9 protein-coding genes and 1 pseudogene are annotated in these 17274 nt (G+C 65.6%); 9 read left to right on the forward strand and 1 reads right to left on the reverse strand.

Going from position 1 to position 17274, the window contains the following annotated elements; translation table 11 throughout:
* Positions 1–20 precede the first annotated feature (20 nt).
* The 7 genes from ACVIIV_RS19600 to ACVIIV_RS19630 all read left to right on the forward strand — a co-directional run bounded on the left by ACVIIV_RS19600 (position 21) and on the right by ACVIIV_RS19630 (position 11345).
* On the forward strand, positions 21–2273 hold the full coding sequence (locus ACVIIV_RS19600; protein WP_456745629.1) for a flagellar hook-basal body complex protein: 2253 nt from the start codon (positions 21–23) through the stop codon (positions 2271–2273).
* A 35-nt stretch (positions 2274–2308) separates the two neighbouring features.
* On the forward strand, positions 2309–4192 hold the full coding sequence (gene flgK, locus ACVIIV_RS19605) for a flagellar hook-associated protein FlgK (RefSeq protein ID WP_456745630.1): 1884 nt from the start codon (positions 2309–2311) through the stop codon (positions 4190–4192).
* A gap of 21 nt (positions 4193–4213) precedes the next feature.
* The gene (locus ACVIIV_RS19610) at positions 4214–6097 is read left to right on the forward strand and encodes a flagellar protein (RefSeq protein WP_456745631.1); all 1884 of its coding nucleotides are present in this window, start codon (positions 4214–4216) and stop codon (positions 6095–6097) included.
* A 72-nt stretch (positions 6098–6169) separates the two neighbouring features.
* Positions 6170–6955, forward strand: coding sequence for a hypothetical protein (locus ACVIIV_RS19615; RefSeq protein ID WP_100236769.1), 786 nt, complete (start codon positions 6170–6172; stop codon positions 6953–6955).
* A gap of 10 nt (positions 6956–6965) precedes the next feature.
* The gene (locus ACVIIV_RS19620; RefSeq protein WP_456745632.1) at positions 6966–8594 is read left to right on the forward strand and encodes a hypothetical protein; all 1629 of its coding nucleotides are present in this window, start codon (positions 6966–6968) and stop codon (positions 8592–8594) included.
* Between the two features lies 1 nt (position 8595).
* A complete protein-coding gene (locus ACVIIV_RS19625) occupies positions 8596–9849 on the forward strand; it encodes an ATP-grasp domain-containing protein (protein WP_456745633.1) in 1254 nt (417 codons plus the stop codon).
* Positions 9846–11345: a pyridoxal phosphate-dependent decarboxylase family protein gene (locus ACVIIV_RS19630; RefSeq protein WP_456745634.1), complete on the forward strand. Its 1500-nt coding sequence runs from the start codon at positions 9846–9848 to the stop codon at positions 11343–11345. The genes ACVIIV_RS19625 and ACVIIV_RS19630 overlap by 4 nt, the downstream gene beginning before the upstream one ends.
* A gap of 88 nt (positions 11346–11433) precedes the next feature.
* Here ACVIIV_RS19630 and flbT read toward each other — a convergent pair whose 3' ends face one another.
* Positions 11434–11874 carry a flagellar biosynthesis repressor FlbT gene (gene flbT, locus ACVIIV_RS19635; RefSeq protein ID WP_456745635.1) on the reverse strand — a complete coding sequence of 147 codons (441 nt, stop codon included), beginning with the start codon at positions 11872–11874 and terminating at the stop codon, positions 11434–11436.
* Between the two features lie 320 nt (positions 11875–12194).
* Between flbT and ACVIIV_RS19640 the strand changes: the two are divergent.
* Positions 12195–14466 (forward strand): annotated as a pseudogene (locus tag ACVIIV_RS19640) (DUF1522 domain-containing protein).
* Positions 14467–14824: 358 nt separating this feature from the next.
* Positions 14825–17095 (forward strand): DUF1522 domain-containing protein, encoded by a 2271-nt coding sequence (locus ACVIIV_RS19645; RefSeq protein ID WP_456745636.1) that lies wholly within the window; start codon positions 14825–14827, stop codon positions 17093–17095.
* Positions 17096–17274: the final 179 nt, after the last annotated feature.

The following is a 17274-nucleotide window of genomic DNA, read 5'->3' on the forward strand; positions in this document are numbered from 1 at the left end:
TCGGATTTGGAGACAAAGTTATGGGTATCTTCGATGCAATGAACACCTCGGTGGGTGGCCTGCAGGCGCAATCCTTCGCGCTGCAGAACATTTCCGGCAACATCGCGAACTCATCCACCACCGGTTACAAGGGCATCGGCACCAGCTTCGTCGACCTCATTCCCGACTCATCGGTCCCGAGCAAGCAGGTCGCAGGCGGCGTGACGGCCAACGCGAAGGCCACCATCACCACGCAGGGAACGATCTCATCCTCCACCGTCGCCACCAACATGGCGATCACCGGCGACGGTTTCTTCTCGATCCAGAAGGCGAGCGGCGTCGTCGACAACGTGCCGGTGTTCACCGGCGTGACCTACTACACCAGGCGTGGCGACTTCCAGCTCAATGCCAACGGCAATCTGGTCAACGGCGCCGGCTATTACCTGATGGGCGTCACAGTCGACCCGAAGACCGGCAACCCGACCGGCAGCGTGGCGAACGTCCTGCAATTCCAGAACAACTTCATTCCGGCGCAGGCGACCACCTCGATCCAGTACGCGGCGAACCTGCCGACCCAGCCGAACACGGTGGCGAAAACCACGGCCTCGACCGGCACTTTGCTCGCGGCCGGCGGTCTGAACCCGTCCGATTTCGCGGCCAACCCGCTGCCGGTCGGCACGCCGCCCGCGCCCTACGCCAACGCAACGGTTTCGGGCGCTGCCGCAACCGGCAACGTCCGTTCGGCCTACTCGTCGACGACGGCCACGGGTACGGTTGCGCTCCAGAACAATTCCTCGGCTGTCGCCTCGACGACCACGTCGCTCGACAATGCCGCCGGCACGCATCTCGCCTCCAGCATTCTGACGGCGCTGAGCGGCCAGACGCTGACCATCAACGGCAACACCATCACCTTCAACGGCGGCACCACGGTCTCCACCGTCGGCAGCAACACCACGATCGGCCTCGGTGCGGGCACCACGGCGACCGTGGCCGACATCCTGAACGCGATCCAGACTGCTGGCGGCGCCGGCGTCACCGCGTCGCTCTCGGTCAGTGGCAATATCCAGATCGCCACCGGCACCGGCACCGACGTCGCGATTGGCAGCGGCACGGCCGCTACCGCCCTTGGCATCAGCAGCGTGACGCGCGGCGGCAACGTGCTGTCCTCGCCGGCGATCTCGGGCGCGACGGTGCTGAGCGGCACTGCGACCGCCGGTGGCGCCCAGGTGCTCACATCCGGCTTCTCCGCAGGCGAGACCATCACCGTCAACGGTCAGACCCTGACCTTCATGAACTCGGGCGCCTCGGGACCGAACCAGATCAACGTCACCGACAACGTCACGACCCTGCTCGGCAAGATCGACGCGCTCTCCGGCGCCTCGGGGTCGTCGGTCAGCAGCGGCGGCGTGATCACGCTCAACACCGGCACCGTCTCGAACCTGACGGTGTCCAGCTCCAACAGCGCGGCCTTCTCGGCGCTCGGCTTCACCTCGACGATCACCAGGAATCGCGACGGTGGCGGCACGGCCGGCACCGGCGGCGTGATCGGCAATGACATTGCTACTTTCACGAAGGAATCGATCAGCGGCGGCGCGGTGACCGCCTACAACGCCGCCGGCACGCCGGTGAACCTGCAATTGCGCTGGGCCAAGACCGACAGCGCATCGCTCGGCGCCGGGCATACCGACAGCTGGAACCTGTTCTATCAGACCGATCCGAATGCGACCGGCACCACGGTCGGCTGGGTCAACACCGGGCAGACCTTCACCTTTGCTGCCGACGGCTCGCTGACCTCGCCGAGCGGTTCGGGCATCACCATCAACAACGTCACCGTCAGCGGCCAGTCGCTCGGCTCGGTCGCCTTCAACATCTCCTCGGGCGGGCTGACGCAATATGCCAGCACTAGCGGCGCGGTGACCATCAACACCATCACCCAGAACGGCTATGCCGCCGGTCAGCTCCGTTCGGTCGCCGTCAACAACAATGGCGTCGTGGTCGGCACCTTCTCGAACGGCCAGAACCTCAACCTCGCGCAGGTGCAGCTGTCGCATTTCAACGGCACCAACTACCTCAAGGCGATGGACGGCGGCGCCTATGCCGCGACTGAACAGTCGGGAGACGCGATCGACGGCGCCTCGGGCACCATCAGCGGCTCGTCGCTGGAGGGATCCAACACCGACATCGCCGACGAATTCACCAAGCTGATCGTGACCCAGCAGGCCTATTCGGCCAACACCAAGGTGATCACGACCGCGAATTCGATGGTGCAGGACCTCTTGAACGTGTTGCGCTGATCGGCGCGTAACGTAACCAAAGGCGGGTCAGTGATATGGGTTTGAGTTCAGCCCTCGCCAGTGCGATGAGCGGCCTGCGTGCCAACCAGGCCGCGCTCTCGATCGTCTCCTCGAACGTCGCAAATGCGCAGACGCCGGGTTACGTCGTCCAGACGCCGAACCAGATCGAGGTCACCACCGGCGAGTTCGGCTCGACGGCGATGACGACCGGCGTCAGCCGCGAGCTCGATACCTTCGTACAGAACCAGCTGCGGACCGAGACCGGCGGCAGCGGTTACGCCGACCAGATGGCCAACATCCTGAAGCAGCTTCAGAATGTCTATGGCACCCCTGGCAATGCCGGGACGCTCGAAAGCGCGCTCAACAAATTCACCACGGCGCTCCAGGCGCTCTCGACCAGCTCGGGCGCGTCGTCGGCGCAGACCGTTGCGCTCGGCGCCGCGCAGGCGCTGGCCACGCAGCTCAACGTCACCACCAAGGGCATCCAGTCGCTGCGCTCCAACGTCGAGCAGGATCTCGGCAACTCGGCGCAAGCTGCCAATGCGGCGATGAAGCAGATCGCGGAGATCAACACCAAGCTCCAGGGCTTGTCGGCCAACGATCCCTCGGCCGCCACGCTGATGGACCAGCGTGACCAGGCCATCAACACGCTGTCGAAATATGTCGACGTCCGCGTCACCACTGACGGTTCGAACCAGGCCAACATCTACACCACGACCGGCATTCAGCTGGTCGGCGCCGGGCTCGCCTCGGAATTCTCCTTTGCCTCCGCCGGCGCGCTGTCGGCGACCTCGCTCTACAACATCGATCCGGCCAAGTCCGGGGTCGGCGCGTTCAACATCAAGCTGCCGAACGGCTCGCAGGTCGACGTCGTCGCCAACAACGTGGTGTCGTCCGGCCAGATCGCGGCCGACCTGAAGCTGCGCGACCAGACGCTGGTGCAGGCGCAGAACCAGATCGACCAGCTCGCCGCGACGATGGCGAGCGCGCTGTCGGACAAGACCACGGCGGGCAGCACGGTCTCCGGCCCGCCGGCCGGCTTCGATCTCGAGCTGGCTGGTGCGCTGCCGGGCAACACGGTCAACATCACCTATACGGACACGGCGACCAATACGCAGCGCCAGATCACGCTCGTCAACGTGACCGACCCGGCCGCGCTGCCGCTCCAGAACGAGACGAACGCCAACCCGATGCGGATCGGCGTCAACTTCTCCGCCGGCATGGGCGCGATCGCCTCTGCGCTCAACACCGCGCTGTCGGGCACGCATCTGTCGTTCTCCGCCGCCCCGTCGCCGGCGACCGCCACGACGCTGCGGGTGACCGACGACAACACCGGCCTTGCCAAGGTCAATTCGGCCTCGACCACCAAGACGATCTCGTCGCTGACCTCGGGCAATCCGCAGCTGCCGCTGTTCACCGACGGCGGGCAGGCGCTCTACACCGGCGCGATCACGGCGTCCGGCTCGCAGATGACCGGGCTTGCCGGGCGCATCGCCGTGAACACCCAGCTGGTCTCCGATCCGACCCGGCTGTCGGTCTACAACACGTCGCCGGTGACGCCTTCGGGCGACACCACACGTTCGGACTATCTGTATTCGCAGCTCACCAGTGCGGTGTTTTCCTATTCGCCGCAGAGCGGCCTCGGCTCGGCGAGCCAGCCTTTCACCGGCAGCGTCTCGAACTACCTCCAGCAGTTCCTGAGCGTCCAGGCCAACGCCGCGACCCAGGCGACCCAGCTCCAGCAGGGCCAGAGCGTCGTGGTCTCGACGCTCCAGGCCAAGTTCGACTCGACCTCCAAAGTCAATCTGGACTCGGAGATGTCGAACCTGATCCAGCTTCAGAATGCCTATGCCGCCAACGCCCACGTCATGTCGGTGGTGCAGAGCATGATGAACACGTTGATCCAGGCTCAATTGTAAACAGTAATAGGGCTCTGAAACATGTCGATCAGCAGCATCAACTACTCTTCGTCGGTTCTCGGCGCGCAGATCCGCAACATCAATCAGCAGCTCACCGACCTGTCGACGCAGCTTTCGACCGGCAAGCTGTCGCAGAACTATTCCGGCATGGGCACCAACGAGGGCTTTGCGATCGCCGGGCGCGCGCAGCTCTCCAACATCGCCGCCTATACCGACACGATCACCAACGTCAACGTCAGCATCAACCTGGCCAACACCGCGCTGCAGTCGCTGACGAAGATCCGCAGCACGGTGCAGACCGGCTCGGCCTCTACCGCGCAGGATCTCAACGTCAACGGCCAGACCGTCGCGCAGAACACCGCCGCCGCCCAGTTCGGCTCGATGGTCGGCGTCCTCAACACGCAGACCGGCAGCCGCTATCTGTTCTCCGGAACGGCCGTCAACACGCAGTCGGTCGCGGATGCCGGCGACATCATCAACGGCACCACGACGCAGGCCGGCTTCAAGACCGTCATGGCGGAGCGCCAGGCCGCCGACTTAGGCGCCAACGGCATGGGCCGCCTGGTGCAGACGCAGCCGACGCCGAGCTCGGTGCAGGTATCGGAAGACGTCGCGGGCTCGCCGTTCGGGCTCAAGATCAAGGCGGTGTCCTCGACGCTGACGGGCGCGACCGTCACCGGTCCGAGCGGCTCGCCGGTGTCGTTCTCGGTCGATCTCAACGGCGTCAACCCGAACAACGGCGACAAGCTGAGCGTCCAGTTCACCCTGCCGGACGGCACGACCGAGCAGATCGACCTGACCGCCTCGACGGCAACGCCGACGCCGCTCGGCAGCTTCGCGATCGACGCAAGCACCCCCGTCAATCCGAACAACACCGCCGCGAACCTCAACACGGCGCTGAACACCGCGATTCAGAAGCTCGCCAACACCTCGCTGGCGGCCGCGTCTGCCGTAACCGCGGGCGACAATTTCTTCAACACCGCGAGCTCGGCCATCGGCACGCCGGTCAACAACCAGGCGGCGCCGCCGGCTCCCGTGACCGGCGCGACGGCGCTATCGGGCGCCAGCCCCTCGGACTCGATCTCGCCGGGCTTCGTCGCGGGCGACACCATCACCGTCAACGGCACCACGCTGACCTTCGTCAGCTCGGGTGCGACCGGCAACCAGCTCAACGTCACCGACAGCATCCAGACCTTGCTCAGCAAGATCGACCAGATCACGGGGACGTCGAAGCCCTCGACGGTTCATGGCGGCTCGATCACGATCAACACCGACGATGCGGCGAGCCTCAACATCACAACGTCGAACACCGGCGCGCTGACCGCGCTCGGGTTCGGCTCGACGCCGGTGACCGCCACGCAGCCGCCGCTGCGCGTCGGCTCGTCGCCGGCGAGCTCGGCAACCACGCTGGTGAACGGATCCGCCACCACCGTGAAATGGTACCTGGGCAATGACGGGCCCGGCTCGCCGCGCTCGACCGCGATGGCGCGGGTCGACGATGCCATTACGGTGCAATATGGCGCCCAGGCGAACGAGGATGCGATCCGCCGGCAATTGCAGGCGATCGCGGTGTTCGGGACCTTCTCGACCTCGCCGACAGGGCAATATTCGGGCGGGCAGGTCTCGGCGCTGAGCCTGCGGGTGACGCAGGCGCTTACCCAGCAGCCCGGCCAGCAGCGCATCGAGGACATCCAGACCGATATCGCGATGGCCCAGAACACGATGAAGGATGCGACCACGCGCCAGACCCAGGCCAAGGCGCAGCTCCAGACCATTATCGACCAAGCCGAATCGGCCTCGCCGGACCAGGTTGCGAGCGAGATTCTGGCGCTCCAGAACGCGCTGCAGGCGTCCTACCAGGTCACCTCGAACCTCGCGCAGCTTTCGCTCGTCAAGTTCCTGTAAGGCCGCGTTAAGACGCCGTTAACCATGCCTGTTTACCTCTTGGTGAGGATTGCAGCGGGGGCGGAGCGGTCGATGTCGGACAAGATGCAGTTGGTGGTGGCGACGCCTTGCTTCGGCGGGCAGGTGTCGAGCATCTATGCGAGCTCGATCTTCGCGCTCCAGCGCGCCGTGCACGGCATGTCCAATCTCGAGCTCAAGGTGCATTTGCGCGACGGCGACGCGCTGATCACGCGGGCGCGGGCCAACCTGGTCGCGATGTTTCTGGACGATCCCAGAGCGACGCATTTCCTGTTCATCGATGCCGATATCGGCTTCAAGCCGGAGCAGGTGTTCCGCCTGATCGAATGCGGCGCGGACGTCGTCGCCGGCTGCTATCCGATCAAGCGGGTCAATTGGGACAAGGCCGCGCGTGCGATCCAGTCAGGTCGGGCCGACGTGCCGGCCGCCTCACTCGACTACGTGCTCGAGATCGAGGATCCCGACCGCATTGTGGTGGTCAACGGGTTCACCCGCGTGCGCTATGCGGGCACGGGTTTCCTGATGATCCGGCGCCACGTGCTGGAGGCGATGTGCCGCCACCCGGACTATGCGAGCCTGCAATTCTTCCGCGAGCATTCGCACGATACGCTTGTCGCGAGCCCGAACCGGTTCGCGCTGTTCGAATGCATGATCGATCCGGCAACCGGCACGTATCTGTCCGAGGACTTCGCCTTCTGCAAGCGCTGGACCGATATCGGCGGCGAGATCTGGGCCGACATCCAGAGCTCGCTCGATCACGTCGGGCCGTCGGTGTTCCGCGGCGACATCGCCTCGCAATTCGCAGCCGTGCCTGCAGCGGCGGCCGATGCCGCGGCGTGAGCGGTCCGGGATGAGCACCGGCGCATCCCGTCTGTCGGAACCGGAACGCGCGTCCGACGGCGGCTCGCGCTATCGCCTGCGCGATCTCTTCACGCCGCTCGACACGCTGCTGGTCTCCGGCGGAGATCCGCGGCTCGCGCTCGATCCGAACGACCGCGTCAACGCCTATGGCTGCGCGGCCTCGCCGGAGCCGGAGGTCTGGAATTTCGCCTCCTCGACCGCGTCGACGATCTCGCAGGCGGCCTATGACCGTGCCGCGCTGGCGCGCGAAGAGCTGATGCACAAGTGCCTGTTCGACGAGGTCGAGGTCGCCTTCGATGCACGCTGCGAGGACATGCGCGACGAGCTGCGCGGCCATCTCCAGCTCTCGCCGCGCGTCGACGTGGTGTTCTCGCCGTCCGGCACGGACTCCCAGCTCCACGCCCTGTTCCTGGCGCGCACGATACTCGGCGCGCGGCCGGTGACGATCATGGTCGGCGCCGACCAGACTGGCAGCGGGACGATCCATACCGCCCGCGGGCACCATTTCAGCTCAATGACGGCGAGCGGCATTGCGGTTCGCAAGGACGGTGCGGTTGCCGGGCTCGCCGGCGCAAGTCTTGCGTTGCCATTGTGCGAAGCCGCGCCGGGGATCGCCATGCGGGCGGATGCCGATGAGGCGGTGCTGCATGCGGTCGAGGCCACGATCGCGCAAGGTGCGCCCGTGCTGCTCCAGATCATGGATTCCTCGAAGCTCGGCTGGCGCGCGCCGAGCGCGGCGTGCCTCGACGAGATCGCGCGGCGCTGGCCGCGCAAGGTCCAGATCGTCGTCGACGCCTGCCAGGCCAGGCTCGGTCGCCGCCAGCTGCGCTCTTATCTCGACCGCGGCTATATGGTGCTGATCAGCGGCTCGAAATTCTTCGGCGGGCCTGCCTTCTCCGGTGCGCTGCTGGTGCCGAAGGGCCTCTCGCGCTCGCTCGACCGGATCGAGGGGATCGCGCCTGGAATCTTCGATTACGCCGGCCATTGCGATTGGCCGATGGGCTGGACGGCGCTGCGTTCGCGCTTCGAACGCCGTCCGAATTTCGGTCAATGGCTGCGCTGGGAGGCGGCGCTGGCCGAGATCGGCAGCTACTACGCCGTGCCCGGGGCTTTCCGCGCCGGGATGCTCGCCGAGCTTGCTGCCGGCATCGACAGCATGATCGCGTTGTCGGCCTCGCTTTGCCCTGTTCCAGCGGCGACCAAGATGGCGGGGGTGGACGACGAGGAGTTCGCGCAACGCACCATCTTTCCGTTCACGCTGCTGCGCGACGGCAAGCCGGTCTCGATTGCCGAGACCGGCGCCGTTCATCGCGCGCTGGCGCGTGACATGAGCGAGGAGATCGGCGGCAGCGCAGCCGACCGCGACGTCGCCGCGCAGCGCTGTCTGATTGGCCAGCCGGTCCGGCTGGAGCGGCAGGACGGGACGCCGCAGGCCGTGTTGCGACTCTGCGTCGGCGCACGGCTCGTGACGGAGGCCTGGTCGCCGGACAGGGCGGAGGCGCGGCGCAATGTGCAGCGCGTTCTCGACCGCATCGCCCATGTCCTGGTGAAGATCGAGCTGCTGCTCGGCCGTGGCGCAGCCGCGGCCGCGCCGATCAAGTCTGCATTCGAGGTGTGAGATGCAGCATCCAGTTTCCGCGCCGATCGGCTTGACCGCGGCGAACTATGCCGACCGCATCGGCTTTGCGCAGCTGACGCGCCAGGCTTTCGAAGGCGTCGATCTGCATCCATTGCGCAACCAGCTCGTGGCGCGGATCGCGGCGGGGACGGCGCTCGCGGGCGAAGGGCTGGATCTGTCGTTGATCACTCAGCTTCTGGGCGACAAGGATCAGGGGCTTGCGATCCAATCCGAGGTGCTGACCTTTCATCAACTGTTCCGTACGCCCAGCACCGCCCCGAAGCCGGGCTTGCGCGTGCTCGCGCTTGCAGCCGACATCGACATGGGCGGCAACACGCCGATCGACTTCCTGCTCGAAGGCTCCGACGTCGAGCTGCTGACCCTCTATGTGGTCAAGGGCGTCGGTCTGCCGGAAACCTTGCCCGAGCACGACGTCGCCATCGTGGTCGCGTCCGATTCGGAGGAATGCCGTGAGGCGCTCGCCCTGATCGAAAAGGCCGCGCCGCACTGGCCGCGGCCGCTGCTCAACCGCCCCGATCGCATCGGCAATCTCGATCGCGACAAGCTGCATCGGCTGCTGGCTGGTGTGCCGGGTCTGGACATTCCCGCCACCATCCACGCGACGCGCGCGCAATTGTCCGATCTTTCGCGAGGGCAGATCGCCTGCGGGGACATCGCGGCCGAATTGCATTTTCCGATCATCGCGCGGCCGCGCGGCTCGCATGCCGGCGTCGGGCTCGCGAAGCTCGATGATGCGGCGGCGCTCGCGGCCTATCTCGCCGAGCGGAAAGAGCAGGACTTCTTCGTCGCGCGCTTCGTCGACTATGTGAGCCCCGACGGACTCTACCGCAAATATCGTCTCGCCATGGTCGACGGCGAGCCTTACGCGTGCCACATGGCGATCGCCGACCGCTGGGACATCTGGTATCTCAACGCCTACATGGCATTCAGCGAGGAGAAGCGGGCCGAGGAAGCCGTCTTCATGCGCGACTTCGACCACGCCTTCGCCGCTCGCCATAGAAGCGCGCTCGACGAGATGAGCCGGCGCGTCGGGCTCGACTATTTCATCGTCGATTGCGCCGAGAACGAGAAGGGCGAGCTGCTGGTGTTCGAGGCCGACAACACCGCCGTCGTGCACAACATGGATTCGCCAGCCGTGTTTCCTTACAAGCCGCCGCAGATGCGCAAGATCTTTGCCGCGTTCACGGCGATGCTGTCGCGGCGTGCAAAGATGGGCAGGGAGAGCGCAGCATGAACGAGATCATCCGCAACACGCAAAGCTCTATCACGAGTACTTCGCTCGATCCGCAGGACTGGAGCGAATTTCGCGCGCTGGCCCATCGCATGCTGGATGAGACGATCGACGGCATTGCCAACGTTCGGGTGCGCCCCGTCTGGCGGCCGATCCCCGATGACGTCCGTGCGGCATTCAGGGCCGACGTGCCGCGCGAGCCGCGCGAGCTCGCCGAGGTCTATCGCGAATTCTCCGAGCATGTCGCGCCCTATGCGACCGGCAACGTCCATCCCGGCTTCATGGGCTGGGTGCATGGCGGCGGCAGCGCAGTCGGCATGCTCGCGGACATGCTTGCGGCAGGCCTCAACGCCAATCTCGGCGGGCGCGACCACATGCCGATCGAGGTCGAGCGCCAGGTCGTCGACTGGATGCGCCGACTGTTCCTCTTTCCCGACAGCGCGAGCGGCATCTTCGTCACGGGCACGTCCATGGCCAATCTGATGGCAGTGCTGGTGGCGCGTACGAGCGCCCTCGGCACGCTGGCGCGGCAGCACGGCATCGGCAATGACGGTGCGCTGCTCACGGCCTACACGTCGCAGGCTGCGCATGGCTGCGTCTCCAGGGCGATGGACGTTGCCGGGCTCGGCACCGATGCGTTGCGCAAGATCGATGTCGATGCCGATCATCGCGTCGACGTTGCCGCGCTGCGCGCGCAGATCGCTGTCGATCGCGAGGTCGGCTTCAAGCCTTTCCTGGTGGTCGCATCCGCCGGCACGGTCGATATCGGCGCGATCGACGATCTCAGGGCAATTGCCGAGCTGTGCCGCGAGGAAGGAATCTGGTTTCACGTCGACGGCGCTTTCGGTGCGCTCGCGATCCTGTCACCCGAGCTTGCGCCGCTGCTCGGTGGCATCGAGCTCGCGGATTCCATTGCACTCGACTTCCACAAATGGGGGCAGGTGCCTTACGATGCAGGCTTCCTGCTGGTGCGCGACGGCGAGCAGCATCGGCAGGCCTTTGTGCAGCCGGCGGCCTATCTGCGTCGCGAGGCGAGGGGGCTTGCAGCGGGCGCGGTCTGGCCCTGCGATCTCGGCCCCGATCTGTCGCGCGGCTTCCGTGCGCTGAAGACCTGGTTCACGCTGAAGACGTTCGGCACCGATCGGCTTGGTGCGGCGATCGCGCGAAGCTGCGCGCTCGCAAAATATCTCGAGGCGCGCGTGCTGGCCGAACCTCGGCTGGAATTGCTGGCGCCGGTCAACCTCAATATCGTCTGCTTCCGCTACCGTGCCGATGATGCGGTCAATCGCGAGATCGTCGCCGACGTCCAGGAGTCCGGCGTCGCGGCGCCGTCGAGCACGACGCTGGACGGCAGGTTTGCGATCCGCGCCGCGATCGTCAATCACCGTACCGAGGAGGCGGACATCGATACGCTGGTTGCGGCCGTGCTGGAGTTCGGCGGACGGCGGAGCAGCGGCGGACTGATCGAGGTCGAGGCGCCGCCGCTCGCGGCGCAGTAGCATTGATGCATGCCTGAAACGACGACGGCCCCGGAGGCGATCCGGGGCCGTTATCGTTCGCGCGGCCTGGGTACGCGAAAGTGTATGGTCAGGCGGCGGAGCTCACGTCGGCTTTGTCCGCTTCCGCCTTGGGATGCGAGGCCGCGTACTGATCCCGCAGCTTCTCTTCATAGGCAATCAGCTTGCGGGCGTCCTTCAGCGCCCGGTAGAGGTCGCCGTTCAGGATGTTGTTGTTGATGCCTTCGATGATCGGCCAGGAGCTCGGCACCGCGGTGACGATGTCGCGCACCAGGTTGAAATAGGTGCCGTGCTGGGTCTGCGGATCCGGCGAGATGTACATGAGCTGGACCGCCAGATAGACGAGCTTGGCGGGCGTATCGGCGGTCTCCGGCGTGAGGATGTCGCGCTCGCGCAGGATCGGCACGTTGTCGCCGTCGATCAGGAGGCGGGCGCGCTGGTCCGTGTTGGTAATCACGCAGTTACCGACGATGATGCGTTCGTGCGGTCTGAGCTCGACCTTGAGGGCCATGCCTGTTCTCCATCAACGCTTTCGTAACCGAGCGTTCGTTGCGGCTCATCAAGGCCTGATTCTCGCCTGTAATTAGTTAACGAGCTGTAAATCCCTGACGTTCGCGCCAAAAAGCTCAACATTGTCAAAGCGATACGCGTGCGGCGGTGCGGCGGTGCGCGCAGCTCCCACACCCGAATCATGCGCGAGCCAGCAAAAGCACGGGTTTCATTTCATGTTTCGTTAGAAGTCTCGACGCCACGGTCCGGCGGTCGCTGGGTCAATCTCGATCCAAGCAGACGCGTAACAGTAGCGTCGTTTACCAGAAAGGTAACAGAGTCATGTCCGGTATCGTTCTCTCCTCGTCGGTTCGTCAGAACCTGCTCTCCCTCCAGTCCACCGCCGATCTGCTCGCCACCACGCAGAACCGCCTGTCGACCGGCAAGAGCGTCAACTCGGCTCTCGACAATCCCACCAACTTCTTCACGGCCCAGTCGCTCGACAACCGCGCCAGCGACATCAACAACCTGCTCGACGGCATCGCCAACGGCGTTCAGGTGCTCCAGGCTGCCAACACCGGCATCACCTCGCTGCAGAAGCTGATCGACAGCGCCAAGTCGATCGCCAACCAGGCGCTGCAGACCACGGTCGGTTATTCCACCAAGTCGAACGTCTCCACCACGATCTCGGGTGCGACCGCGGCCGACCTGCGCGGCACGACGTCCTATGCCAGCAACACCGCGCTCAGCAACGTGCTGTATAGCGGCGCTGCCGGCGGCACCACCGCTGCGACCGGCACGACGACCCTCGGCGCGACCCAGGGCACGTACTCGAACACGGTCGCCGTGAACGCCGCCGACGGCACCACCGCTGTGACGGGCACCATGACCCTGATCGGCACCACCGCCGCCACGAAGATCGGCACAGCCCCCGCCGACGGCGACACGCTGACGGTGAACGGCAAGACCATCACCTTCCGTGCCGGCTCGGCGCCACTTGCCGCCGCGGTCCCGACCGGCTCGGGCGTCAGCGGCAATCTCGTGACCGACGGCAGCGGCAACACCACCGTCTATCTCGGCACCGCCGGCACCCCGGCTGCGACCGTCAATGACGTGCTGACCGCGATCGACCTCGCCAGCGGCGTGCAGACCTCGACGATCACCAACGGTGCTGCGACCATCGGCGCTGCCTCCGCTGCGACGCCGTCGTCGATGACCGCAGGCATCGTGACGCTGAAGAGCTCGGCGGGTGCGGATGTGTCCGTGACGGGCAAGGCCGACCTGCTCAAGTCGCTGGGTCTGACCACCGCAACGGGTGGCGGCAACGCCACGGCGACGGCGACCCGCACGACCAGCTCGGCCTCGCTGGGCGCTCTGATCACGGACGGTTCGACGCTGAACGTCAACGGTAAGGTCATCACCTTCAAGAACGCGCCGGGTCCCGGGCTCGGCCAACGCCCCGGCGATCCCGACCGGCTTCGGCAAGAGCGGCAACGTGATCACCGACGGCAACGGCAACTCGACGGTCTACCTCCAGGCCGGCAATGTCTCCGACGTGCTCAACGCGATCGACCTTGCCACCGGCGTGCAGACCGCCACCATTGCCGCCAACGGTGCCGCGACGCTTGCGGCCGCCTCCGGCCAGATCGCCTCGTCGATCAACGCCTCCGGCCAGCTCAAGCTCTCGACCGGCATCAATGCCGACCTGGCGATCACCGGCACCGGCAACGCGCTGAATGCGCTTGGCCTTGCCGGCAACACCGGCACCGCCACCGCGTTCTCGGCGGCGCGCACCTCCGGCATCGGCGGCATCAGCGGCAAGACCTTGACCTTCACCTCCTTCAACGGCGGCACCGCGGTTGACGTCACCTTCGGCGACGGCACCAACGGCACGGTCAAGACGCTCGATCAGCTCAACTCGAAGCTTCAGGCCAACAACCTGTCCGCGACGATCGACGCCAACGGCCTGCTGACGATCTCGACCACCAACGACTACGCGTCCTCGACCATCGGTTCGAGCGCCGCAGGTGGTGCGATCGGCGGCACGCTGACCTCGTCGCTGACCTTCTCGACGGCTTCCACCCCCGTCCAGGACGTCGTCGCGCAGACCTCGCGTGCGAACCTGGTCTCTCAGTACAACAACATCCTGAACCAGATCGACACGACCGCTCAGGACTCCTCGTTCAACGGCGTCAACCTCTTGAACGGCGACCAGCTCAAGCTGGTGTTCGACGAAACCGGCAAGTCGAACCTCAGCATCACCGGCGTGACCTACAACTCCAAGGGCCTGGGCCTTGCTGCGCTGACCAGCGGTGTCGACTTCATCGACAACGCTGCCACCAACAAGGTGCTCACCAACCTGAACGCTGCGTCGAGCACGCTGCGCTCGGAGGCTTCGAGCCTCGGTTCGAACCTCTCGGTGGTGCAGGTGCGTCAGGACTTCAACAAGAGCCTGATCAACGTGCTGCAGACCGGCTCGTCCAACCTGACCCTGGCCGACACCAATGTCGAGGCGGCCAACAGCCAGGCGCTGTCGACCCGCCAGTCGATCGCGGTCTCCGCGCTGTCGCTGGCCAACCAGTCGCAGCAGAGCGTGCTCCAGCTGCTCCGCTAAATCGCGGACGACATCGCAAGCAGGATCCGGCGGCGGGGCTTCGGCCCCGCCGCTTTGCTTTTGTACCGGCATCCCTGTGCCGCTCGCCAAGACGGGAACGCCGCATTTGGATGCAGCAATTGCGTACTCTCAGTTATGGTTGACGAGTGGCAAATGCCTCCCCCTTGGGCAAGAAAGCGCCGTCTTATCAGGGCGATATGCGGGAGCTCGACTGAGCGTTACGCTGCCGTATGGTGAATCCGCGCAAGGCTTGGCGCGACGCGCTTTATGCTTTGTTAGCCGTCTGCGTTCACCGTCCCGGCATCGATTAATCCTAATCGAAGTTTTGTTGCGTTGCGTACCAGAAGGGTAACACTCAATGTCCGGTATCGTTCTCTCTTCGTCGGTTCGTCAGAACCTCCTTTCTCTCCAGTCCACCGCTGACCTTCTCGCCACCACGCAAAGCCGTCTGTCGACCGGCAAGAGCGTCAACTCGGCTCTCGACAATCCCACCAACTTCTTCACGGCACAGTCGCTCGACAACCGCGCCAGCGACATCAACAACCTGCTCGACGGCATCGCCAATGGCGTGCAGGTGCTGCAGGCCGCCAACACCGGCATCACCTCGCTGCAGAAGCTGATCGACAGCGCCAAGTCGATCGCCAACCAGGCGCTGCAGACCACGGTCGGTTATTCCACCAAGTCCAACGTCTCCACCACGATCTCGGGTGCGACCGCGGCCGACCTGCGCGGCACGACGTCCTATGCCAGCAACACCGCGCTCAGCAACGTGCTGTACAGCGGCGCTGCCGGCGGCACCACCGCTGCGACCGGCACGACGACGCTCGGCGCGACCCAGGGCACGTTCTCGAACACGGTGGCCGTGAACGCCGCCGACGGCACGACCGCCGTCACCGGCACGATGACCCTGATCGGCACCACCGCCGCCTCGAAGATCAGCACGGCTCCCGCCGACGGCGACACGCTGACGGTGAACGGCAAGACCATCACCTTCCGTTCCGGCTCGGCCCCCTTGGCAGCCGCGGTCCCGACCGGCTCGGGCGTCAGCGGCAACCTCGTGACCGACGGCAGCGGCAACACCACCGTCTATCTCGGCACCGCCGGCACCCCGGCTGCGACCGTCAATGACGTGCTGACCGCAATCGACCTCGCCAGCGGCGTGCAGACCTCGACGATCACCAACGGTGCTGCGACCATCGGCGCTGCCTCCGCTGCGACGCCGTCGTCGATGACCGCAGGCATCGTGACGCTGAAGAGCTCGGCGGGTGCGGATGTGTCCGTGACGGGCAAGGCCGACCTGCTCAAGTCGCTGGGTCTGACCACCGCAACGGGTGGCGGCAACGCCACGGCGACGGCGACCCGCACGACCAGCTCGGCCTCGCTGGGCGCTCTGATCACGGACGGTTCGACGCTGAACGTCAACGGTAAGGTCATCACCTTCAAGAACGCGCCGGTCCCGGGCTCGGCCAACGCCCCGGCGATCCCGACCGGCTTCGGCAAGAGCGGCAACGTGATCACCGACGGCAACGGCAACTCGACGGTCTACCTCCAGGCCGGCAATGTCTCCGACGTGCTCAACGCGATCGACCTTGCCACCGGCGTGCAGACCGCCACCATTGCCGCCAACGGTGCCGCGACGCTTGCGGCCGCCTCCGGCCAGATCGCCTCGTCGATCAACGCCTCCGGCCAGCTCAAGCTCTCGACCGGCATCAATGCCGACCTGGCGATCACCGGCACCGGCAACGCGCTGAATGCGCTTGGCCTTGCCGGCAACACCGGCACCGCCACCGCGTTCTCGGCGGCGCGCACCTCCGGCATCGGCGGCATCAGCGGCAAGACCTTGACCTTCACCTCCTTCAACGGCGGCACCGCGGTTGACGTCACCTTCGGCGACGGCACCAACGGCACGGTCAAGACGCTCGATCAGCTCAACTCGAAGCTTCAGGCCAACAACCTGTCCGCGACGATCGACGCCAACGGCCTGCTGACGATCTCGACCACCAACGACTACGCGTCCTCGACCATCGGTTCGAGCGCCGCAGGTGGTGCGATCGGCGGCACGCTGACCTCGTCGCTGACCTTCTCGACGGCTTCCACCCCCGTCCAGGACGTCGTCGCGCAGACCTCGCGTGCGAACCTGGTCTCTCAGTACAACAACATCCTCCAGCAGATCGACTCGACCGCACAGGACTCCTCGTTCAACGGTGTCAACCTCTTGAACGGCGACCAGCTCAAGCTGGTGTTCGACGAAACCGCCAAGTCGAGCCTGAGCATCACCGGCGTGACCTACAACTCCAAGGGCCTGGGCCTTGCTGCGCTGACCAGCGGTGTCGACTTCATCGACAACGCTGCCACCAACAAGGTGCTGACCAACCTGAACACGGCCTCGAGCACGCTGCGCTCGGAAGCCTCCGCTCTGGGTTCGAACCTGACCATCGTGCAGGTGCGTCAGGACTTCAACAAGAACCTGATCAACGTGCTGCAGACCGGCTCGTCCAACCTGACCCTGGCCGACACCAATGTCGAGGCGGCCAACAGCCAGGCGCTGTCGACCCGCCAGTCGATCGCGGTCTCCGCGCTGTCGCTGGCCAACCAGTCGCAGCAGAGCGTGCTCCAGCTGCTCCGCTAAATCGCGGACGACATCGCAAGCAAGATCCGGCGGCGGGGCTTCGGCCCCGCCGCTTTTTTATCGTCGCTCGACGTTTCGCGAGGGCAGGCGTCACGTCCGAAAAAGTAACCAGCGGTTATGGTTAATGGAGCGTAAGCGCAGAGAAACGCCAATCATTTCAGGCGGATTGCCGATGCCCC

The sequence above is a fragment of the Bradyrhizobium sp. USDA 4354 genome (assembly GCF_054060315.1).

Bases quoted from the DNA above. Each gene is read 5' to 3' on its own strand.
- ACVIIV_RS19630 (WP_456745634.1), top strand. From the start codon at position 9,846: ATGAACGAGATCATCCGCAACACGCAAAGCTCTATCACGAGTACTTCG.
- ACVIIV_RS19615 (WP_100236769.1), top strand. From the start codon at position 6,170: ATGTCGGACAAGATGCAGTTGGTGGTGGCGACGCCTTGCTTCGGCGGG.
- ACVIIV_RS19600 (WP_456745629.1), top strand. From the start codon at position 21: ATGGGTATCTTCGATGCAATGAACACCTCGGTGGGTGGCCTGCAGGCG.
- ACVIIV_RS19645 (WP_456745636.1), top strand. From the start codon at position 14,825: ATGTCCGGTATCGTTCTCTCTTCGTCGGTTCGTCAGAACCTCCTTTCT.
- ACVIIV_RS19620 (WP_456745632.1), top strand. From the start codon at position 6,966: ATGAGCACCGGCGCATCCCGTCTGTCGGAACCGGAACGCGCGTCCGAC.
- flgK (WP_456745630.1), top strand. From the start codon at position 2,309: ATGGGTTTGAGTTCAGCCCTCGCCAGTGCGATGAGCGGCCTGCGTGCC.
- ACVIIV_RS19625 (WP_456745633.1), top strand. From the start codon at position 8,596: ATGCAGCATCCAGTTTCCGCGCCGATCGGCTTGACCGCGGCGAACTAT.
- flbT (WP_456745635.1), bottom strand. From the start codon at position 11,874: ATGGCCCTCAAGGTCGAGCTCAGACCGCACGAACGCATCATCGTCGGT.
- ACVIIV_RS19610 (WP_456745631.1), top strand. From the start codon at position 4,214: ATGTCGATCAGCAGCATCAACTACTCTTCGTCGGTTCTCGGCGCGCAG.